The 19970-nt window shown below is 70.6% G+C and carries 18 protein-coding genes, 2 tRNA genes and 1 pseudogene; 7 read left to right on the top strand and 14 right to left on the bottom strand.

The genetic code is table 11. The annotated features are described in order from the left end of the window. Nucleotides 1-50: 50 nt before the first annotated feature. The 3 genes from V6U86_RS08305 to V6U86_RS08295 are packed head-to-tail and all read right to left on the bottom strand — an operon-like array spanning nt 51 to nt 2226. Nucleotides 51-953: a sulfurtransferase gene (locus tag V6U86_RS08305; RefSeq protein WP_334500375.1), complete on the bottom strand. Its 903-nt coding sequence runs from the start codon at nt 951-953 to the stop codon at nt 51-53. A 56-nt stretch (nt 954-1009) separates the two neighbouring features. After that, on the bottom strand, nt 1010-1456 hold the full coding sequence (locus tag V6U86_RS08300; protein WP_334500373.1) for an imidazolonepropionase-like domain-containing protein: 447 nt from the start codon (nt 1454-1456) through the stop codon (nt 1010-1012). A 2-nt stretch (nt 1457-1458) separates the two neighbouring features. Beyond that, the gene (locus V6U86_RS08295) at nt 1459-2226 is read right to left on the bottom strand and encodes an SGNH/GDSL hydrolase family protein (protein ID WP_334500371.1); all 768 of its coding nucleotides are present in this window, start codon (nt 2224-2226) and stop codon (nt 1459-1461) included. 187 nt (nt 2227-2413) lie between these two features. Between V6U86_RS08295 and V6U86_RS08290 the strand changes: the two genes are divergently transcribed. Genes V6U86_RS08290 through V6U86_RS08275 form a run of 4 tightly spaced genes read left to right on the top strand, consistent with a single transcriptional unit; the run spans nt 2414 to nt 5792 of the window. Further along, complete coding sequence (locus V6U86_RS08290) at nt 2414-4183, top strand: proline--tRNA ligase (protein ID WP_334500369.1); 1770 nt, start codon at nt 2414-2416, stop codon at nt 4181-4183. 56 nt (nt 4184-4239) lie between these two features. Beyond that, nucleotides 4240-4665: a CBS domain-containing protein gene (locus V6U86_RS08285; protein ID WP_030487636.1), complete on the top strand. Its 426-nt coding sequence runs from the start codon at nt 4240-4242 to the stop codon at nt 4663-4665. A 36-nt stretch (nt 4666-4701) separates the two neighbouring features. Then, nucleotides 4702-5130, top strand: coding sequence for a SufE family protein (locus tag V6U86_RS08280; RefSeq protein ID WP_334500365.1), 429 nt, complete (start codon nt 4702-4704; stop codon nt 5128-5130). A gap of 20 nt (nt 5131-5150) precedes the next feature. After that, complete coding sequence (locus V6U86_RS08275) at nt 5151-5792, top strand: DsbA family oxidoreductase (RefSeq protein WP_334500363.1); 642 nt, start codon at nt 5151-5153, stop codon at nt 5790-5792. A gap of 73 nt (nt 5793-5865) precedes the next feature. Here the strand turns inward: V6U86_RS08275 and V6U86_RS08270 are convergent, their stop codons facing one another. The 5 genes from V6U86_RS08270 to V6U86_RS08250 form a co-directional block, all read right to left on the bottom strand. Beyond that, nucleotides 5866-6414 (bottom strand): YbaK/EbsC family protein, encoded by a 549-nt coding sequence (locus V6U86_RS08270; RefSeq protein WP_334500819.1) that lies wholly within the window; start codon nt 6412-6414, stop codon nt 5866-5868. Between the two features lie 95 nt (nt 6415-6509). After that, nucleotides 6510-6704 (bottom strand): hypothetical protein, encoded by a 195-nt coding sequence (locus V6U86_RS08265; RefSeq protein ID WP_030331904.1) that lies wholly within the window; start codon nt 6702-6704, stop codon nt 6510-6512. An 85-nt stretch (nt 6705-6789) separates the two neighbouring features. Beyond that, nucleotides 6790-7443, bottom strand: a complete 654-nt coding sequence (locus tag V6U86_RS08260) for a GAP family protein (RefSeq protein WP_334500359.1) — start codon at nt 7441-7443, stop codon at nt 6790-6792. 51 nt (nt 7444-7494) lie between these two features. After that, complete coding sequence (locus V6U86_RS08255; protein ID WP_334500357.1) at nt 7495-8883, bottom strand: MFS transporter; 1389 nt, start codon at nt 8881-8883, stop codon at nt 7495-7497. A gap of 58 nt (nt 8884-8941) precedes the next feature. Further along, nucleotides 8942-9202, bottom strand: a complete 261-nt coding sequence (locus tag V6U86_RS08250; RefSeq protein ID WP_334500355.1) for a hypothetical protein — start codon at nt 9200-9202, stop codon at nt 8942-8944. A 206-nt stretch (nt 9203-9408) separates the two neighbouring features. Here V6U86_RS08250 and V6U86_RS08245 point away from each other — a divergent pair, with 206 nt between their 5' ends. Together V6U86_RS08245 and V6U86_RS08240 are read left to right on the top strand one after the other, a co-directional pair. Continuing rightward, complete coding sequence (locus V6U86_RS08245) at nt 9409-13857, top strand: cation-translocating P-type ATPase (protein ID WP_334500817.1); 4449 nt, start codon at nt 9409-9411, stop codon at nt 13855-13857. A 218-nt stretch (nt 13858-14075) separates the two neighbouring features. Continuing rightward, nucleotides 14076-14780 (top strand): DUF4396 domain-containing protein, encoded by a 705-nt coding sequence (locus V6U86_RS08240; RefSeq protein WP_334500353.1) that lies wholly within the window; start codon nt 14076-14078, stop codon nt 14778-14780. A 167-nt stretch (nt 14781-14947) separates the two neighbouring features. On the opposite strand, the gene V6U86_RS08235 is transcribed toward V6U86_RS08240, so the two are convergent. After that, complete coding sequence (locus V6U86_RS08235; RefSeq protein ID WP_334500351.1) at nt 14948-15880, bottom strand: GNAT family N-acetyltransferase; 933 nt, start codon at nt 15878-15880, stop codon at nt 14948-14950. 841 nt (nt 15881-16721) lie between these two features. After that, complete coding sequence (gene mraY / locus V6U86_RS08230) at nt 16722-17825, bottom strand: phospho-N-acetylmuramoyl-pentapeptide-transferase (RefSeq protein ID WP_334500349.1); 1104 nt, start codon at nt 17823-17825, stop codon at nt 16722-16724. Between the two features lie 254 nt (nt 17826-18079). On the opposite strand from mraY, the pseudogene V6U86_RS08225 reads away from it, so the two are divergent. Further along, nucleotides 18080-18272 (top strand): annotated as a pseudogene (locus V6U86_RS08225) (site-specific integrase); the annotation flags it as partial. A gap of 266 nt (nt 18273-18538) precedes the next feature. Here the strand turns inward: V6U86_RS08225 and V6U86_RS08220 are convergent. From V6U86_RS08220 to V6U86_RS08205, 4 genes are all read right to left on the bottom strand, one after another. Further along, a tRNA-Ala gene (locus tag V6U86_RS08220) sits at nt 18539-18614 on the bottom strand. A 40-nt stretch (nt 18615-18654) separates the two neighbouring features. Further along, nucleotides 18655-18783: a DLW-39 family protein gene (locus V6U86_RS08215; RefSeq protein ID WP_209444550.1), complete on the bottom strand. Its 129-nt coding sequence runs from the start codon at nt 18781-18783 to the stop codon at nt 18655-18657. A gap of 42 nt (nt 18784-18825) precedes the next feature. After that, nucleotides 18826-18899 (bottom strand) — tRNA-Ile (locus V6U86_RS08210). Nucleotides 18900-19051: 152 nt separating this feature from the next. Then, a complete protein-coding gene (locus tag V6U86_RS08205) occupies nt 19052-19969 on the bottom strand; it encodes a DUF3566 domain-containing protein (RefSeq protein ID WP_334500345.1) in 918 nt (305 codons plus the stop codon). Nucleotide 19970: the final 1 nt, after the last annotated feature.

Genomic DNA, 19970 nt, shown 5'->3' with positions numbered 1-19970 from the left:
AACACCGTCCCCGCGCGACGTTCACTGTCACGCGGGGACGGTCGTGTGGCTCAGCCGGCCAGGCCGCCGGGCTGATCGCCCTTGACGACGGGTGCCCGGACCAGGTTGCCCCACTCGGTCCAGGAGCCGTCGTAGTTGCGCACCTGCGGGTAGCCCAACAGGTGCCGCAGCACGAACCAGGTGTGGCTGGACCGCTCGCCGATCCGGCAGTACGCGATCACGTCGTCGTCGGGGCCCAGCCCGAGCTGGTCGGCGTAGATCGCCTTCAGCTCGTCGGCGGACTTGAACGTGCCGTCCTCATTCGCGGCGGACTTCCACGGCTTGCTGACCGCGCCCGGGATGTGCCCGCCGCGCAGCGCGCCCTCCTGCGGGTAGTCCGGCATGTGCAGCATCTCGCCGGTGTACTCACCCGGCGAGCGGACGTCGACCAGTGGCCGACCGGCGGCGACATGCGCCATGACCTGCTCACGGAAGGCCCGCAGCGGCGCGTCGTTACGCGACGGCACCGGATAGTCGGCCAGCGGACGAGCCGGCTTGTCCCGGGTCACCTCGCGCCCCTCGGCGATCCACTTCTGCCGGCCGCCGTCGAGCAGCCGCACATCGGCGTGACCGAAGAGGGAGAAGACCCAGAGGGCGTACGCGGCCCACCAGTTGAAGTTGTCGCCGTAGAAGACGACCGTGTCGCCGCGGCCGATGCCCTTCGCGGCACACATCTCGGCGAAACTCTTGGCGTCCAGGTAGTCCCGGGTCACCTGATCGTTCAGATCCAGGTGCCAGTCGACCTTGACGGCACCGGGAATGTGCCCGGATTCGTAGAGCAGCACGTCCTCGTCGGATTCGACGACGACGAGGCCCTCGTCGCCCAGATGCTCGGCCAGCCATTCGGTGGTGACCAGCCGCTGCGGGTCCGCGTACGACTGGAGGCGGGGATCGGGATCGTTCGGCACAGACATGATCCCCAAGGTACGCCGGATCCCCGTCCACGACCGCTGTAACGGGACGGGCCTGCTCAGGCGCGTCGGTGGACGATCCGACCGGCGACCACGGTCACCAGGCAGGTGCCGTCGACACCGTGCACCGCGAGGTCGGCCCGCCCGTCCGGACGCAGCGTCGGCGCCACCGCGGTGGGCAGCACCAGCAGGTCGCTCCGCTCGACGGCGGCCCGCAACGCCGGGTCGGTCAGGTGTTCCGCCAGGACCGCCGTCACCCCGGTACGCAGCAGCGCGTGCACCCGCTCGCGCGGGGTCGGGGCGGGCGGCAGCGGACCGTCGTGCAGCAGACCCGGCCCCAGAGTGCCGGGCCAACGGCGAACCCGGGCACCGGCGTACGCCGAACTCAGCTCGGCCAGCGGGCCGACTGCCGCGACCCGGTCGCCATCGACCAGCACGGCCTGCTCCGGCGCCGGTTCGTCGTCGCGGTCGCGGCGCAGCAGCGCCGCGGTGTGCAGGGTGAGCACGCTCAGTCGACGAGCGGGCCGAGTTGCGGGCGCTTCGCCGTCACCGTGTCGCCGGACGACCGACCGGTCAACCGCCGCTTCACCCAGGGCGCGAGGTGCTGACCGGCCCACCGCAGGTCGGCGGCGCGGGCGGCCAGCCACGGCGACGGCGCCGGGTGCGGCGGAACCATCAACCACTCTTCGTCGCAGCCAACCCCGAGGGCGTTCAACACCTGCCCGGCGACCCGACGGTGGCCGGCCGGGGAGAGGTGCAACCGGTCGGTGCTCCAGAGCATCGGATTGAGGAAGGTGTCGTCGGCGTACAGGTCGACCATGATGGCGCCGTGCCGCTCGGCGGTGTCACCGACCGCCTGGTTGAGCAGCTGCACCCGGGGTGCGACGAGGCGTTGGCCAGGCAGCCTGGCCATCACGTCCGCGAACCGGAAGAGGAGCACGTCCGCGCCGCCCGAGCGCAGCTGCCGGACCACCTCGTCGAAGCGGGCGACCAGCGTGTCCGGGTCGAAGGTGCGCCGCAGCACGTCGTTGCCACCGGCCGCGAAACTGATCAGATCCGGCTTCATCGCCACCGCGGAGGGCACCTGCTCGGCGACCACACTGGGGAAGAGCCGGCCCCGGATGGCCAGGTTGGCGTACCGGAAGTCGGGCCCCGCCTCGGCGGCGAGCCGGGTCGCCACCAGGTCCGCCCACCCCCGGTAGGTGCCGTCCGGGTACGCGTCGTCCATACCCTCGGTGAAGCTGTCCCCGACCGCGACAAAGCTGCCCCAGCGCACCCGCGCCTCCCTCACCCCACTCGTTGCCTGCGGCGACCAGTCTGTCACCGCAGGAACGGCTGGTGCCGCCCGAAAGGTGTGGGGCGTGCCACCCGAGCCCGGCTTCGTCATCGAGGGTTCGGGTGCAGGCGGAACCGCCGGACGAATTGCGTCGCCGCGCCCGCCGTCACGGGCCTAGGCTGCGCGGATGCTGCTACGTATGTCGACCCTGTTGCTCCGGACCCTGCGCGAGGATCCGGCCGACGCGGAGGTGCCGAGCCACCGACTGCTGCTGCGTGCCGGCTACATCCGTCGTGCCGCAGCGGGCGGCTACACCTGGCTGCCGCTGGGCAAGCTGGTGCTGGATCGGATCACCGAGGTGGTACGCGCCGAGCTGTTCGCGATCGGCGATCAGGAGGTGCACTTTCCGGCGCTGCTGCCGGCCGACCCGTACCGCACCAGCGGCCGGTGGACGGAGTACGGCGACGACATCTTCACCCTCACCGACCGGCGCGGTGCCGAGCACCTGTTGGCGCCCACCCATGAGGAGATGGCGGCGCTGCTGGTCAAGGACCTGGTCACCTCGTACCGGGACTTCCCGCTGACGCTGTTCCAGGTGCAGACGAAGTTCCGCGACGAAGCCCGGCCCCGGGCCGGTGTGCTGCGCGGCCGGGAGTTCCTGATGAAGGACGCGTACTCCTTCGACCTGGACGAGGCGGGGCTGCGGGAGGCGTACGCCCGGCATCGCACCGCGTACCGGCGGATCTTCGACCGGTTGGGCCTGGACTACACGGTGGTGCAGGCGATGTCCGGCGCCATGGGCGGCTCCGCGTCGGAGGAGTTCCTGGCGGCGACGCCGGTCGGCGAGGACACCTTCGTGGGCTGCACCTCCTGTACCTACGCGGCCAACACCGAGGCGGTGGTCACCCGGGTGCCGGCGATCGGTGATCACGGCACGCGACCGGCCGTCGAGGTGCACGACACCCCGCAAACCCCGACGATCGCGAGCCTGGTGGAGTTGGCCAACGCCCGCCGGTTGGGCGGTCGGGACGGCTGGACCGCCGCCGACACCCTGAAGAACGTCGTGCTGTCCGTCCGTCAGCCCGGTGCCGACCACGCCGAGCCCCTGGTGATCGGGCTGCCCGGTGACCGGGAGGTCGACCTGAAGCGGGTCGGTGCCGCGCTGCACCCCGCGCAGGTGACCGTCTTCGAGGAGTGGGCCGAGCACCCGGAGCTGGTACGCGGCTACATCGGGCCGCAACTGCTCGACAAGCTGGGCATCCGTTACCTGGTCGATCCTCGGGTGGTGGCCGGGTCAGCCTGGTTGACCGGGGCGAACGAGCCGGGCCGACACGCGACCGACGTGGTGTGCGGACGGGACTTCACAGCCAACGGCACCATCGAGGCTGCCGACGTACGTGCCGGCGACCCCTGCCCCGACTGCGAGTCGGGCGAGCTGACCATCCGGCGGGGCATCGAGATCGGGCACATCTTCCAGCTCGGCCGCCGATTCACCGACGCCTTCGCGGTCGACGTGCTCGGGCCGGCAGGCAAGCCGGTCCGGCCGACCATGGGCTGCTACGGCATCGGGGTCTCCCGGGCGGTGGCGGCAGTCGCCGAACAGCACCACGACGACCGGGGGTTGGTCTGGCCGGCGGCGATCGCGCCGTGTGACGTACACCTGGTGGTTGCGGGTAAGGGCCCGCAGCTCGACGCGGCGCTGGAGCTCGGCGGGCGCCTGGCCGCCGCCGGCCTGCGGGTGCTGGTCGACGACCGCACGCACGTCTCGGCCGGGGTCAAGTTCACCGACGCCGAGCTGATCGGCATCCCCCGGGCCGTCGTGGTCGGCCGCCGGCTCACCGAGGGGTACGTCGAGCTGCGCGAGCGGGCCGGCGACGAGCGCACGGAGCTGCCCCTGGACGGTCTTGTCGACCGACTTGTCCACGAGGTACGCCGCGAACGTGGAAACGTGGTGTAGCTACCACACCACGGGGTAGTGCAGTCGGATCGATGAAAACGTCTTCGGAGGCTCTCATGACCGGTTACCGGGTCAGTGACGTGATGACCAAGCAGGTCGTGTACCTGCCGGCCGAGACCACCCTGGACGAGGCGGCCAGGGTGATGAAGGAGGCCGACATCGGTGATGTGGTGGTCACCGATGGCGCCAGCCTCGCCGGGATGCTCACCGACCGGGACATCGTGGTGCGGGCCGTGGCGGAGAACAGCTCCCCCGCGGCCACCACGATCGGTTCGATCGTCACCCGCGAGGTCGTCATGATCGAACAGCACTGCACAGCGGGTGAGGCTGCGGCGCTCATGCGGGATCGGGGCATCCGACGGGTGCTGGTCTGTGACAGTGACCGCAAGCTGGTGGGGATCGTGTCGCTCGGCGACCTGGCCATGCAGCTCGACCCCACCAGCGCGCTCAGCGAGATCAGCGAGCAGTCACCAACCGTGTGACCCGGGGCCCCGGCACGACGGCGGTAGCCTCGACGCATGGCTGACATGCCGGCCCGACTGGCCGAGATCGTCGACGAATTCGCCGCCGCGCCGCGCGATGTGGTGCTGGAGATGCTCCTGGAGTACGCGGACGTCATCCCGGCGCTGCCGGAGGGCACCGCGGAGCGCGAGGGCATGGAGCAGGTGCCCGAGTGTCAGACGGCGTTCTTCCTACGGGCCAAGGTGACCCCGGAGGGCACCGTGGAGACGCTCTTCGACTGCCCGCCGGAAGCGCCCACCACCCGGGCGTTCGCCGGGATCCTCGCCGAAGGGCTGGCCTCGGCCAGCCCGGAAGAGGTGCTTGCCGTGCCGGACGACCTCTACCAGCGAATGGGCCTGGCGCAGGCGATCAGCCCGCTGCGAATCCGCGGCGGCACGGCGATTCTGGGCCGGCTCAAGCGTCAGGTGCGGGAACAACTCGGCTGACCGCGAGGTTGCCATCGATCATGGAGATCGAGATCTACGCGGACGTCATCTGCCCGTGGTGCTACATCGGCAAGCGCCGCCTGGATGAGGCCCTCGCCAGCTACCAGGGCGAGGTGACGGTCCGCTACCGACCGTTCCAGCTCGACCCGTCGCCGGTGGCGGAACCCCTTCCGCTGGTGGAGGCGCTGGCCGGCAAGTTCGGCGGTCCGGGGCGTGCCCGGCAGATGGTCGACCACGTGACCCAGGTCGCGGCGGCTGACGGGCTGCGGCTCGACTACGACCGCGCGGTGATCGCCAACACCTTCGAGGCGCACCGGCTGGTCTCCTGGGCGACCGACCAGGGCAAGGCGGCCGAGATGGTGGAGGCGCTCTACCAGGCGCACTTCAACAGCGGGGTCGACGTCGGGTCGCGGGAGGCACTGGCCACCCTGGCCGGCGAGATCGGCCTGGACGCGGCCGACGCGCGCCGGTTCCTCGACTCCGACGAGCGCGTCGCCGACGTCGCCGCCGACCTGGCTGCCGCCCGGGACCTGGGCATCACCAGCGTGCCGACCTTCGTGCTGGCCGGGAAGTACGCGGTCTCCGGCGCGCAGCAGGTGCAGACACTGCTCGCCGCGCTCGCCGAGGTCGAGCAGCGCGAGTCGGCAGCCCACTCACACTGAGTCACCAACGGCCGGCGGTCGGCATCGACGACCGTAATGTTTCACGTGCAACGGTATCGATGCCGATGCCTGGTCAAGCCGGCCTGGCCAGGCCTTCCACCACCTGCGCTCCCGGCAGCACGCCCAACGCCGGCCCCGGCAGCGCGATCTTGCTGTGCCGGACGCCGGACCCGACGATCACGTGCGGTGTGGCGATGACCCGTGCGTCCACCAGGATCGGCCACTGGGCCGGCAGCCCGATCGGGGTGATGCCGCCGTACTCCATGCCGGTCAACTCGACCGCGTCGGCCATCGGGGCGAAGCTCGCCTTGCGGACGTCCAGCGCCCGGCGGGCCACGCCGTTCACGTCGGCCCGGGTGGTGGCCAGGACGATGCAGGCCGCGTAGCGGACCACGCCGTCACGCTTGCCCGCCACCACCACACAGTTGGCCGACACGTCCAGCCCCACCTCGTACGCCGCGCAGAACGCCGCCGTGTCGGCGAGGTCGGCGTCGATCGGCGCGACCAGCACGTCGTCGACGTCCACCGGGGCGTTGGCCGGCCACTGCGCGATGGCCTCCGCGACCGGCGGGGCGAGCAGATCCAGTCGGGCGCGGGCCGGTTCGGTCTTCAGCGTTCCCATCACGGGTGCGATCCTCGCATCCGCGACGCTGAACCGCCCGGCGGCTCCCCGGTCGCCCGGCGACGCCACCGGCCCGGGCCGGATCGATCCGGCGCTCAACTGCCGGCGAGGAAAGCGTTGTCGCGCATGAAGGAGCGGTCGCGGGCAGCCGCCAACTCCTCTTCGCGCTGGGCCTTGGCCCGTTGCAGCTCCAGATCCTCGAACGCGTGCCGGACACCCAGCCGGATCACGCCGTAGAGGAAGACGAAGCCGAAGACGTAGAGGATCACCGTGGTGACGACAGCGAACATGGCATCACGGTAAGACGAACGTGAACCGTTGTTGCTCTCATCTCCGGCCGGTTCCCCCGTACGTGTCAGAGGGGGGTGCCGCGGCTCAGCGCGACCGGATCAGGTCCAACACGGTGAGCAGCGCGAAGAACGCAATCACGATCTCGTTGACGATCCAGGCGTGCCCCTCGGCCCATTCCCGCATCCGGGTCAGCACCCGCGCCGCCCTGCTCCCGAGGAGCAGCAGCGCCAGCAGGGGCAGCGCAAGCAGGAGCACGGTGAGCAGCACGAACGGCACCAGATGCCACCACGGCAGGTCGTGTCGGGCCACAGTCGCCCCGACGGTGGCCATGGTCAGGTCGTCGGTGGGAGTCGCCACGAAGAGCAGCGCACCCAGTCGCATCGCCTGCGGCGGACCGGCGTGCTCGATGCTCCCCAGCCACCGTGGGGGACCGGAACGATTCCGGCGTACCCAGATCAGCACGGCCAGGATCACCAGCAGGGCGAGCACCACCAGGTCGATGGTGGGACCACGATCGACCTTCCCGGCGACGGCGCTGGCGTCGGCGACCAGCCCGCCCACCAGCCGGGTCAGCAACCAGCCCGCCGTCACCCCGGCGGCGACCACCAGCCCTGCGCCCGCGAGGAACCCCAGCGACGCAGCCCGGGGTCGATCCGACGAGGCGAGGAAGACCGCCACCACCAACTGCGTCCCGGCGACCATGACCACGGCGAGCGGCAGGATGGTCAGGATGTTCATCGCCCGCCATCCTTCCGGCACAAGCTGGTGGGACGCGTCCGATTCCACGGATCACCCGCCCTGTCGCACACCCCCGCCCACGACGACACGGCCGGCCAGCAACGCCCCGAGCAGCGCAAGCCCCGCAGTCAGCATGAGCGTCGTCGTGTAGCTGGCCGGGCCGGGCGCGCTGCCGGCCGCCAACACGGCCCCGGTCAGCGCGAGCACGGTGGCTGCGAAGAGAGAGTCGCTCAGCTGCAGTGACGAGCTGTTGCGGCCCTGCTCACCCGGCGCTGACAACTCCAGCGTGAGCACCGACAACGACGGATAGAGCAACCCCATGCCCAGACCGGCGACCGCCCAACCGAGCACGGCGACGGCCACCGGCAACTCGGGCCGGACGGCCAGCGCCACCGTGGCGATGCCGACCGTGATGCAGCTCAGCCCGGCGCGCGGCAGGCTGGCCCGCGAGGCCGGCACCGGAATGCGGCCCTGCAACCAGGAGCCCGCCGACCACGCCAGTGCGCCGACCGTGAGGACCAGCCCGGCCATGGTCGGCGAGAGACCCCGTTCCCGGGAGAGCATCAGCGGAATGACCACCTCGGCACCGACGAAGGCCGCCGACGCCAGACCACGCAGCCCGACGACGGTGGGCAACCCTCGTGCGGCCCGGAGAAACCCGGCCGGCAGCAGGCGCGGGGCGCAGACCAGCAGGCCGACCACGGCGAGCGCGACCAGCACCAGGGCGGTGGCGCCGCGCTGCTGTCCCCCGATGTGCAGCAGTGCGGCACTCACCGCGGCCCCGCACGCCCAACCGATCCGCCCGGCCGCACCCACCGGCGGGCTCGCGGCCGCACTCCGGCCCAGCGACCGCAGGCCGGGATGGATCAGCAGCGCCGCCGGCACCGCCACCGCAGGCACCACCAGGAAGACCCACCGCCAACCCAGGTACTGCACGATCAGGCCGGCAACCGCCGGCCCGACCAGCGACGGTACGACCCATGCCGCCGCGAACGCCGCGAAGATCCGCCGGTGCAGGTCCTGCGGGTACGCGTCCGCGACGATCACGTAGAGCGCCACCGAGAGCAGCCCGGAGCCGAAACCCTGCACGGCCCGCCCGACGATCAGCGCGCTCATCACCGGGGCGGTCCCCGCGATCAGCAACCCGACCACGAACCAGGCGACGCCGTGCCACATCGGCCCACGAGGACCCCGGGCGTCGCACCAGATGCCGGAGACCACCATGGCCAGCACACCGGTGGCGAACGGGCCACCGAACGCGATTCCGTAGAGCGCCAACCCGTCCAGGCTGCGGGCGACGGTCGGCATCGCCGTACCGACCGCCAACGCCTCGAACGCGAGGAGTGAGATCAGCGCGACGCTGCCCACCGTCATCGCGCGCAGCCGGGGCGCGAAGAGTCCCGGTGCGGCGGGTGTGGCGGTGACGACTGTGCTCGGCATCGGCCGAGCATCCGACCTCAACCCTGATTCATGTCAACCACCGGTGACCCGGCTCTCGTCAGGCGCTCTGCAACGCCTCCCCGACACCTCGCACCAGTCCGGAAAAATGCTGGTCCGCCAACAGGTGGCCGGCGGTGACCACGACCGCGATCGGCCACTCGATGACCTGTAGCGCGGCGAGCACCCCGAGCCCGGCGTAGTAGGCGATCTTGTCCGGTGGCGGCACCGCCACCTCACCCAGCATCGGCACCTGAACCCGCCGGTTGTACGTCTGCATGTTTTCCCGTGAACCGTTGAGATTTCGCGTCAGCGTGCTCATGCCGGCCTCCCCTTGTCCGGTGATGGTCGTCGGATTCCACGGACCACCCCTTCCATGCGCCAGTGCCGGTGGAAAATTCCGCCACTCAGGGGGCATAACGGATGACAGGTCGGGAAGCCAGGCCGCCGGACGTGAGTGCGGTGGGAGGACGACATGGCCAAGGTCAGGACCAGCGGCAACAGGGGCCCGTCCAGCCGTACGCCTCGATGACGGCGGTAGGTCGCGCCGCCGGCCGCATCCTGCCGTCCCTCGGCGTGCCGCACCTGATCGGGGAGGCGTCCCGGACGGTCGGCTCGGCCGCGACCCGGCTGGCCCGGACCGCCGGCCTGACGCGGCGTCGGGTCTGGTCCCGACCGGGCCGGCACCACATCGAGGTGCACGGCGTCTGCCAGGACGGCGGGAACCGGCTGGCCCGGCAGGTGGAGGGCGCGCTGGAGCGCATGCCCGGGGTTGCCTGGGCCCGGGTCAACGCACCCTCCGGGCGGGTGGTGGTCGCCGTCCAGACCCCCGAGCCGACGCTGCGCGACCTGATCGCCACGATCGACCGTGTCGAGCGGACCTGCGACCACGAACCCGACCCGGAGATCCCACCGCCACACCCACCGGAGGAGGGGCCGCGAACCCCGCGAACCCTCGGCGCGCTCGCCTCGGACGCGTTGGGCCTGACCATCTCGGCGGCCACCCGGATCCTGCCGTTCGCGCCGCTGCCGGGCGAGGTGTCCGGCCTGCTCTCCGCAGTGGATCTGCAGCCGAAGCTGCACCAGTTCATCGGCAAACGACTGCGCTCCGACCCCCGCGCCGACGTCCTCTTTCCGCTGGCCGAGGCAGTGGTGCAGGGCTTGACCGGCCGCTGGACGGGGATCGTCCTGGACGGCGCCCAACGCATCGTGCAGTGGGGTGAGGATCGGGCCCAACTCTCCGCCTGGGAGAAGGCCGAGCCACGGCTGACCGGCGACGCCGAACGGGCCACCGCCCGCTGGCCGGTGATCGACCGCCCCCGACCGAAGCCGGACGGCCCGGTCGAGCGGTACATCAACCGCATGCTCGCCGCGGGCGCGGCCGCCGGCGCGGCGGCCGTGCCGTTCGCCGGGCCGAAGCGGGCCACCGCGCTGGGCCTTTCCGCACTACCCAAGGCGCCCGGCAGCGGTCGCGAGGGGTACGCGGCCCAGCTCGGCCGGATGCTGGCCCGGCGCGGTGTGATCGCGATGGACCGGAGTGTCCTGCGCGAACTGGACCGGATCGACACGCTCGTGCTCGACGCCGCGGTGCTCGGCTCGGATCGGGGCGTACTCGCCGATCTGGCGCCGGCGTCCGACGCGGACGTCGACCAGGTCGCCGAGCGGGCCTTCGCGTTGTTCGACCCGGACGATCCGGCCGCTTTCCGTACTGCGGACGGCTGGCGGCTCGGGCCGCTGGACCGGATGCCCGCGAACGACCCGGACGACATCCCGGATGCGGCCCGGCTGCGCTCCGCCGGCGGTCAGCTCCTCGGCCTCGCCCACGGCGACCGGCTCGCCGCACTGCTGCGGGTCGAGCCGGAACCCGCGCCCGGCGTCGACGGCCTGCCCGCCGCCGCCCGCCATGCCGGCCTGCGGCTGGTCGTTGCCGGCGGTGACGAGCAGCGGTACGGCTTCGCCGACGCGATGCTGCCCGGCGGGGACCAGTTGGCCGAGTCGGTACGCGGGTTGCAGCGCGACGGCGCGGTGGTGATGCTGGTTTCCGCGGACCGGAAGGCGCTCGGCGCGTCCGACTGCGGCCTCGGGTTCGCCGCGCCGGAGGACCTGCCGCCGTGGGGCGCGCACCTGCTGGTCGGTGCCGACCTGCGGGTGGTGGCACTGGTGATCGAGGCGACCGGGGTGGCCCGGCGCACGGCCCAGCAGAACATCCGGCTGGCCATGGCCGGCACCGGTCTCGGGGCGCTCGGCGCGTTCACGGCCCCACCCACCCAACTGCCGCACCGCGCGCTCGTCGCGGTCAACGGCGCGGCCGGGCTGGCCTTCGCCAACGGCGTCTGGCAGGCCCGCCGATTGCACGACCAGTCGGACACGCCGGCGCCCGTGGCGACCGCCTGGCACCTGATGCCCGTCAGCGCCGTGCTCGACCATCTGCGCTCCACACCGGACGGCCTGGCCAGCGCAGAAGCGCAGAAGCGACGCCACGGCTCAGGTGACGGCGGCGCCGCCCCCGGAAGTGGTGGGCTGCTGCGTGCCTTCGTGGACGAGTTGTCCAACCCGCTCACCCCGGTGCTGGCCGCCGGGGCGGTGCTCTCCGCGTCGTTCGGTTCACTGGTCGACGCCGCACTGGTGGGCAGCGTGGTCGGCGGGTCCGCCCTGATCGGGGCGGTGCACGAGCGCAACACGGAGAGGTCGCTGGCGGAGCTGCTGTCGCGGTCGGCGGTCATGGCACGGGTCCGCCGGGACGGCGCCGATCACGTTCTCGCCGCCGAAGACCTGGTCCTCGGGGACGTCATCACCCTCGAACCGGGGGACTCGGTGCCGGCCGACTGCCGGGTCCTCGAGTCGGTGGGCCTGGAGGCCGACGAGTCGTCGCTGACCGGTGAGTCGCTGCCGGTCGCCAAGTCCAACCGGCCGGTGGTCGCCGCCGCCATCGCCGACCGGCACTCGATGCTCTACGAGGGCACCACCGTCGCCGCCGGGCACGGCACCGCGGTGGTGGTGGCGACCGGCAACGACACCGAGGCCGGACGCAGCCTGGCGTTGGTGCGGCAGGCACCCCCGGCGAGTGGGGTGGAGGCTCGGCTCGGCTCGTTGACCAGCACCGCCATCCCGTTGGCGGCCGGTTCGGCGGTGGCGGTGGCCGGCGCGGGCCTGCTTCGGGGCGTACCCCTGGCCGAAACGGCGGCGACCGCCGCGAACCTCGCCGTGGCGTCGGTGCCGGAGGGGCTGCCGTTCCTGGTCAGCGCGGCGCAACTGGCCGCGGCCCGGCGGTTGGCCGAGCACGGCGCGTTGGTCCGCAACCCGCGCACGATCGAGGCGCTGGGCCGGGTGGACGTGCTCTGCTTCGACAAGACCGGCACCCTCACCGAGGGCCAGTTGCTGCTCGCCGGGGTCGGTGACGGCGTCGGTGACCGGTACGCGCCGGTGGACCGGCTGGACGACCGGCTCCGGATGACGTTGGCGGCGGCGCTGCGCGCCACCCCCGCCGCCAAGAACCCGGAGGAGTTGGCGTTGCAGACCGACCGGGCGGTCCGGCGGGGCGCCGGGGAGGCCGGGGTGGTGGAGCAGACCGGTGCCGCCGGTTGGCGCGCTGCCGGGGGCCTGCCGTTCGAGCCGTCCCGCGGCTACCACGCGAGCATCGGACAGACCGACGGTCACCTGTTGTTGAGCGTCAAGGGTGCTCCGGAGACGGTGCTGCCGCGCTGTTCGTCCCGACGCACCGACGGTCGCCAGGAACCGCTGGATGACGCCGGCCGCGCCGAGTTGGAACGGATGCTCGCCGATCGGGCCGGTGCCGGCAACCGGATCCTGGCCGTCGCGGAATGCCCGGTGAACGACCCGAAGGTGACCGACGGCGACGTCCGAGGGCTGACCTTCGTGGGCTTCCTGGCCCTCGCGGACGGTGTGCGGGAGAGCGCCGCCCCGGCGGTACGTCGCATCCGGCAGGCCGGCGTGCACACCATCATGATCACCGGTGACCATCCGGCCACCGCCGAGGCGATCGCCGCCACCATCAGCGACCACGACGAGCAGCAGGTGGTCACTGCCGGTGAACTCGACCAACTCGACGACGACGCGCTCGCCCAGCGGTTGGCCAACACCGACGTGGTGGCCCGCTGCACCCCGGCCCACAAGGTGCGGATCATCCAGGCCTTGCAGAAGTGCGGGCGGACCGTGGCGATGACCGGCGACGGCGCCAACGACGCCCCGGCGATCCGGCTGGCCGACGTCGGCATCGCCCTCGGTCAACGGGGCACCCCGGCCGCCCGCGCCGCAGCCGACCTGGTGGTCACCGACGACCGGTTGGAAACCATCATCGCGACCCTGATCGAAGGGCGGGCGATGTGGTCGTCGGTGCGGCACGCGCTCAGCATCCTGGTCGGCGGCAACCTCGGCGAGATCGCGTTCAGTGTGCTGAGCGCCGCGGCGACCGGCCGCTCCGCGCTGACCGGGCGACAACTGCTGCTGGTCAACCTGCTCACCGACCTGGCGCCGGCGCTGGCCATCGCGGTCCGGCCACCCGCGTCGGACCGCACCGACACGCTGCTCCGCGAAGGCCCGGACACGGCGCTCGGCGAGAGCCTCACCAGGGAGATCGGGCTGCGGGCGGCAGCAACCACGCTGGGCGCGACCGCAGGCTGGACGTTGGCCCGCTACACCGGACGTCGCCAGCGGGCCGGCACTGTCGCCCTGGTCTCCCTGGTCGGCACCCAACTCGGGCAGACGATCCTGGCCGGCGGGACCAGCCCGGCCGTACTGGCCTCCACGGTGGCGTCGCTGGGCGTGCTGGTCGTGGTGGTGCAGACGCCGGGGGTGAGCCAGTTCTTCGGCTGCACCCCGCTCGGGCCGGTCGGCTGGACCATCGGAGCCGGGTCGGCGCTCGGCGCGACCTTCGCCAACGGCGCGCTCACGAAGCTGATGGAACGCCTCCCGGAGGCGCACCCGCCGCACTCCGCCCAACGCGACGCCCAGGGCTGAGCCGGTTCCGAGCTGTTCCCTGCTTCGTGCCGATCCCGAGGGCAACGAGTTCTTCGTCGCCCCGCATCGATCCCGCTAGCAGGTCGATGCGTTCCGTCAACGCTACGAGTGAAAACTGAAAAGCTGGAGCCATCCAGGTGGCTTCGTTATCCCGTGCTTGCCACACTCCCTCCGTGCTGGGTTGCGTCACCACCTCGTGCACGGGCAAGGGGTGGGCTATGCAGCAGATGGTGCTCATGTCGCTGTCCTGGATCGCAATCGGTGTGGGAGTGGTCAGCTCAGCCTCGATCGTCGTCGACATCCGCGTCGGCAGGTACCGCCAGTTACTCAAGAACGAAGAGTTTGTCTGGCCGGTGACCGGGCTCTACCTCGGCCCAGCCGCCGTTGTGGCCTACCGCCGTTGGATCAGGCCCCATTCCCCCAGGTGGCAGCAGAGACACGGCAGGCCACCGAAAAAGCCACGGCAGCTAGCCGTCCTGACCGGAGTTTGTCAGTGCGGCGCCCACTGCGCTCTGGGCGTCGTCCTCGGTGAGGTGGTCGTCTTTGCAGGTGACATCAAATTAGCGGGCGACACGCTGTGGGCCTCGTACGTCAGCGACTATCTGGGGGCGGTCGTCGTTGGGGTGACGTTCCGATACTTCACCTCGGTGCGCAGGGGCCGGCACAGGATCTGGGACGCGATAGTGACCGTCGCCAAGGCCGACCTGCTGACCGTGACCGCCTTCGAGATGGCGCTGTTCGTCTGGTTGGCGTTGTCACACCACGTCATTGTCCCGGAGCCACCATTGAATCCGACCACACCGGCCTTCTGGTTCTTCACCCAGATCGGGCTGGCCAGCGGCTTCATCGCCGCCTGGCCGGCGACCGCTTGGCTGATCCGTCGTGGAATCAGAGTAGAGCCACGGCGCGCGCAACCCCGATAAAGAGATCACTCCTGGCGGTGCCGGAAGTGGGCCCGATGATCTCGAACTCAGCTTCGGTGCAGCTCACCGGCGGTGTACGAATGGCTGTACAGCCACCTTCTGATCCGTAGCTTGGGCAAGGCGGTCCGAGCTCGTGCGTTGCAATGTCGGCACCGACCTTTCCTCGTCTAGGGCTGGACGTCGTTGGAAAGGTTGATCCGGATCCCCGTGTTGCGGTATCCGGCGCGACCGAAAGCGGCCGCCATAGGCGCGTTGCCCATGTCGGTGGTGGCGGTGATGCGCGACTCCCCGTTGGTCGCGTGAAAGCGCGTGATCTCGGCGAGCACCTCGTCCACGTAGCCGCGCCCGCGGAACTCCGGCACCACCCCGAGATAGCCGACGTTCACGTTGTACTGAGTCGCGGAGGGAATCGCCATGCCGGCCACCTCGCCCTCGCGCGTGTAGGCGATCCGCCACCACTCCCGCTTGCCCGGCGCCCTGAGATAGAAGTCCATTTCTTCGCGCGCGGTCGCGTCCATGCCCTTGGCGGCCAGGTTCGCACGGGTCTGGGCATCCAGGCTCCCCTCGGCGATTCTCCTAAACACCGCGAGGAACTCCTCGTCGGAGGCCTCGGCGAACCGCAGCCTGCCGGCCGCGGTGGGCACCCCGTCGGCTGGCGCCCACTCGAACTGCAGCCGCTCCACCTCCCGGGTGAGGCCCGCCGCGTACGCCGCCGCCCGCCGCCACTCCACCGCAGCCGAAATAGCCGGATCGTCACGCCAGCCTCCGGTGACCTTGATCTGGTACTGCACCGGCTCCGGGAACCCGGCCAGCGCCGCCCTGATCAGCTCGGTGGCGACAACGGCGCGGTCACCCACGGCAGGATCCACGTCGAGGCAGTCAAGCGCGACCGGATACAGGCTGCCCCTCGGCCCCCACCACAATGCCCGTCCCACGACCTGGCCGTCGTGCTCGGCGATCCATGTCCATTCCGGCCGGTACATGTCCTCGGCCAGTTCGGCCAGGTAACGGTCGGCGGGGATCCACTCAACGGGCTCGGTCACGATCCACGGGGTCACGCGGTCGAGGTCTGCGGGGGCGGTAGCGCGGTAGAAGATCACGTGCAGAGGCTAGCGAAGCTCAGCACCATGATTCGCACAGGCAGAGAGGGCTCCTCTCGCTCGGCTACAGCAAGGCTCTAGTGCCTGCGGCCCAAGCGCCTGCGGATTCAAGCGGATCTCCTCGTCGGGCAGTCGTAGAACGGCCAGGGTCTTCAGGGTCTTGTGTCCCCACAGTGTGGCCGGGCCGGCGGAGGTCGCCAGCAGGCCGGGGCCATGCCGGCGCGGCCCGCTTGCGGGCCGCCTTGGTCTTCGCCCGCACCATCGGCACCGCGATGGAGCCGCGGAACGTCAACCGGCGCTTCGGGCACCCCGCGCGGCGGCCGGCTGGATTGGCTGCACCTGCACGACCTGGGGTACGCCTTCGCCACGTTCTGCCGGCGCGGGCTCGTCAGGCTGCCTCGGCCATTGACCGGATTCTCGACTAGGAGGGGACGGCGTGACCGCTTGGCTGTACGAATGGCTGTACTCGGGACCGAGATCAACCGGTGAAAGTGCTGGTGGAGCCCAGGGGACTCGAACCCCTAACAGTGCCTTGCAAAGGCGACTCCATGGATTGGGCGCTTGCCGATAGGTGCCGGCGGATTGCGCTGGCGTCAAGAACCTTGCTGTCTTGTGCCGGCGGTTGTCGGCCGTTGTTGCGCGTCTCGGTGACGTCTTGCTGACGGAGGGCGGGAACGCCGGAGGCAAGAGGTACCCAAACAGCTTCGGTCACAGCCACCCCGAAACTCCGCGTAGCTCACGGCCCGCTGTCATGCTCGAATGATCAGCTGGCAACCGGTTGGGGAACCAGGCTGCCAGGTGGATCACCGTCGGTGGCGCGACAAGGCTTGTCGCGTGGCTCTTATCCAACGACCGCCAGAAAATCCGAGTAGAACAGGCCCAGGCCGACCGCCACGCAGACGCCGGCAATGATCCAGAAGCGGACCACAATGTTGACCTCGCTCCATCCGGCCAGCTCGAAGTGGTGGTGCAACGGCACCATCCGGAAGACGCGTTTACCGGTAGTCCGGAACGAGACGATCTGGATCACCCAGGTGACCGTGATGATGACGAAGAGACCGCCGATCAGGATCGACAGCAGCGTGGTGCGGGTTACCACCGCGAGCCCGCCGATCAGGCCGCCGAGTCCGAGCGCGCCCACGTCACCCATGAAGATCCGCGCCGGGGACGTGTTCCACCACAGGAAGCCCACGCAGGCGGCGGCCGCCGCCGCCGCGATTATGGCGACCTCCAGGGGATCCCGGACCTGGTAGCAGTAGTCGTTCACGCGGCCGTACGCGTCGTCGGCGCACCAGTGCCGGTACTGCCAGAAGCCGATCAGCGCGTACGCGCCGAGCACCAGGATCGACGCGCCGGTGGCCAGGCCGTCGAGGCCATCGGTGAGGTTCACGCCGTTCGACATCGCCGTAATCACGAAGACGATGACCATGACTGCGCCGACCTTGCCGACGTCGAGCCAGCTGATGTCGCGGATGAGCGAGATGTGCTCGCTGGCCACGGTCTGGCCGTTGGTGCTCGGCACGTAGAGCGCGGCGATGCCGAAGCCTGCGCTGACGATGGCCTGGCCGAGCAGCTTGCCTTTGGCGGACAGTCCGTCGGAGTTGCGCTGGCGCACCTTGAGGAAGTCGTCGAAGAAGCCGACCGCGCCGCAGAAGACGAACAGGCCGAGTAGCACCAGGGCCGTCATCGTCGGGCCCTCCTGCGCGATCTGCCGCTCGGGCAGGGTGGTCAGGGCGATGTGCCCGGCGACGTAGGCGAAGACGGTCGCCACGATGAAGACGACGCCGCCCATCGTGGGCGTCCCCTTTTTGCCCTGGTTGCTGGCGAGCCCGATGGATCGGATCGGCTGGCCTGCCTTGAGCGCGGTGAAGACGCGAATCGCCACCGGCGTGCCGAACAGGGAGATGATGAACGCGACCGCGGCCGCGACGATGACCGCCCTCACGGGCGAACCTCCACGCGATCCGGACTTCTCACGGCGTCCCCACCGAGCTTCCAGATCAGCGCCTGACGTCTCGACCTGAGCTGGCGGTGCAGATAGTCCTTAGCGAAGTCATGGATCATGAGGCATGAGCTTGCCATCCGACGGCGAGCGGAGCAGCCCGGGATTTCACAGCGCCCTGGTCCGTAAACTCGCCGACGCGCATCCGACGACGATCTTGCAGGCCAAGCCCGCTTGACCCGCTGGACGAGTCCGAAGTCCGGCGGATCACCGTGCGAGACGCCGGACGTCTGCGCCTCGCTCCTGGCCGACCTGGACGTCCACCCCCGGGTGGCGATGCAGATCCTCCGGCACGCGCAGTTCGCCATCACCATGGAGATCTACACGGTGGTGTCCTCGGCGGCCACCCGCGACGCGCTCAAGCGGCTCGGCAGCGCGCTGGACCGGTAAGGCGCTACTGCTGTACGAGCCGTGCTGACAAAGGCGGCTCAAGCTGACCAACGGTTGTTCCGGAAGGTCAGCGAGTGGTGTCTACGTCCAAGACGTTGCCGTCCTGTCAACGACTACCAACCTCTGTCGCCAGTCTTGCTGATGCGGCTACCCGCACAGCGCAAGCGCGCGGGAGGGCTTGTCCGATTCGCTGACGAATAAGGATGACCGTCGATCCGACAATCCGGAATCACGAGGGAAGACGCCCGGTGACCTGCACCGGAGCTTGGTGGAGCCCAGGGGACTCGAACCCCTAACCCCTGCCTTGCAAAGGCAGTGCTCTGCCAGTTGAGCTAGGGCCCCGTGAGTGCCGCGGCGACTATCGCTCGCCGCAGGCAGACCGTCAGCGCAGGTCGGGCGCGGTGGTCGCCTCGTGCCACAGGGCACGCTCGTCGTTCGAGGCCTTGATCTTGTTGAACACGACGGCGGCCACACCGACGACGCCAGCCAGAATCAGCAGCTTCTTGAACATGGGGCGACCCCTCGCGCTCGACTATCGTCGGACGACATGCGGTGGGGCTAGATGGAATCGAACCATCGACCTCAGAGTTATCAGCTCTGCGCTCTAACCGACTGAGCTATAGCCCCGCGTTGCGACGAGCAAGATTAACCCATCCGCTCTGCCGGCCCCAAATCGGGGTCCGAGCCTGCGAGCCGGGGCCCGCCGTCGCCTCCAAAACCTACCCGAGTACGGGACGCCGGAGCGACCGCATTCCGCGGTGCTCCGGCGCCCCGGTGGCTCAGTCCCGCTCGGCGAGGGTCAGCTCGATCCCGCCAACAAGGTCAGCGCAGACGTTGTAGACGAACGCGCCAAGCGTGGCCAGCGCGGTGAACAGCACCACGTTGACCAGGCCGATCAGCGCCGAGCTGAGGATCACGCCCTTGGCGGTGATCTGGAAGCCGCTGGTGCTCTGCCCACCGCCGGCGTTGACCAGGTCGCTCAGGCTCTCGTTGACGCTCTGGAACACACCCATCGCGTCCAGCGCCAGGTAGAGCACCGAGGTGGCGACCACCACGACGATGAAGAGCACCACCGACACCGCGAATGCGAACTTCATCACGGACCACGGGTCGATCCGCTTCAGGTTCAGCCGGGCCCGGCGTGGTCCGCGGGACGCGGCCGAGCTGACCGACGTACGCGCCGCACGCACCGCGTCACCGACCCGTGCCGCCCCGACGGCGGACGGGTTGCCGATCCCCGGTGGCAGGCCACCGCCGCTGGCCGGACGGCCGGCAGGGGCGGTGGCACGCGCCGGGTCCGGCTGCGGCTGGGTCATGCCGGGTGTGATCCGCGGCTGGGTGCCGGTGGACCCGGTCGACGCCGCCTGGCCGGGCCGGACACCGATCGGCTGGGTGGTCGCCGGACGGGCCGACGGTGTCGTCGCCGGCCCCGGAGGATTGGCCACGGCCGACGTCGGCGTCTCGGCGCTTGACGACGCCTCGGACTTGTCGCCCGACCCGCCGTCCTCGCCCGTCTGCTCAGGTGGGGGCGTCATACCTGGAGCCCTGGTGAACTTCGGGGCAGGCGCATCGGCGGGGACCGTCGCCCGGCCTACGGCCGCGCGGCCGGTCGCTGGTGTGCCGCCCTTGGCGGCCTCCTCGTCGACCGGGTTGGCCGAGGTCCCCGTGTTCCCCGACTTCGCCTGTGTCTCCGTCATT

The sequence above is a fragment of the Micromonospora sp. CPCC 205558 genome, from assembly GCF_036902955.1.
GTDB lineage: Bacteria > Actinomycetota > Actinomycetes > Mycobacteriales > Micromonosporaceae > Micromonospora.
Note: the sequence above shows the minus strand (reverse complement) of the source record. Positions and strands in the feature narration are given on the sequence as shown.

What these genes read in the sequence shown, in the direction of transcription:
- V6U86_RS08305 (WP_334500375.1), bottom strand. Translation starts at nt 953, where the DNA reads ATGTCTGTGCCGAACGATCCCGATCCCCGCCTCCAGTCGTACGCGGAC.
- V6U86_RS08290 (WP_334500369.1), top strand. Translation starts at nt 2,414, where the DNA reads ATGCTGCTACGTATGTCGACCCTGTTGCTCCGGACCCTGCGCGAGGAT.
- V6U86_RS08285 (WP_030487636.1), top strand. Translation starts at nt 4,240, where the DNA reads ATGACCGGTTACCGGGTCAGTGACGTGATGACCAAGCAGGTCGTGTAC.
- V6U86_RS08280 (WP_334500365.1), top strand. Translation starts at nt 4,702, where the DNA reads ATGGCTGACATGCCGGCCCGACTGGCCGAGATCGTCGACGAATTCGCC.
- V6U86_RS08275 (WP_334500363.1), top strand. Translation starts at nt 5,151, where the DNA reads ATGGAGATCGAGATCTACGCGGACGTCATCTGCCCGTGGTGCTACATC.
- V6U86_RS08270 (WP_334500819.1), bottom strand. Translation starts at nt 6,414, where the DNA reads ATGGGAACGCTGAAGACCGAACCGGCCCGCGCCCGACTGGATCTGCTC.
- V6U86_RS08265 (WP_030331904.1), bottom strand. Translation starts at nt 6,704, where the DNA reads ATGTTCGCTGTCGTCACCACGGTGATCCTCTACGTCTTCGGCTTCGTC.
- V6U86_RS08260 (WP_334500359.1), bottom strand. Translation starts at nt 7,443, where the DNA reads ATGAACATCCTGACCATCCTGCCGCTCGCCGTGGTCATGGTCGCCGGG.
- V6U86_RS08255 (WP_334500357.1), bottom strand. Translation starts at nt 8,883, where the DNA reads ATGCCGAGCACAGTCGTCACCGCCACACCCGCCGCACCGGGACTCTTC.
- V6U86_RS08250 (WP_334500355.1), bottom strand. Translation starts at nt 9,202, where the DNA reads ATGAGCACGCTGACGCGAAATCTCAACGGTTCACGGGAAAACATGCAG.
- V6U86_RS08245 (WP_334500817.1), top strand. Translation starts at nt 9,409, where the DNA reads ATGACGGCGGTAGGTCGCGCCGCCGGCCGCATCCTGCCGTCCCTCGGC.
- V6U86_RS08240 (WP_334500353.1), top strand. Translation starts at nt 14,076, where the DNA reads ATGCAGCAGATGGTGCTCATGTCGCTGTCCTGGATCGCAATCGGTGTG.
- V6U86_RS08215 (WP_209444550.1), bottom strand. Translation starts at nt 18,783, where the DNA reads ATGTTCAAGAAGCTGCTGATTCTGGCTGGCGTCGTCGGTGTGGCCGCC.
- V6U86_RS08205 (WP_334500345.1), bottom strand. Translation starts at nt 19,969, where the DNA reads ATGACGGAGACACAGGCGAAGTCGGGGAACACGGGGACCTCGGCCAAC.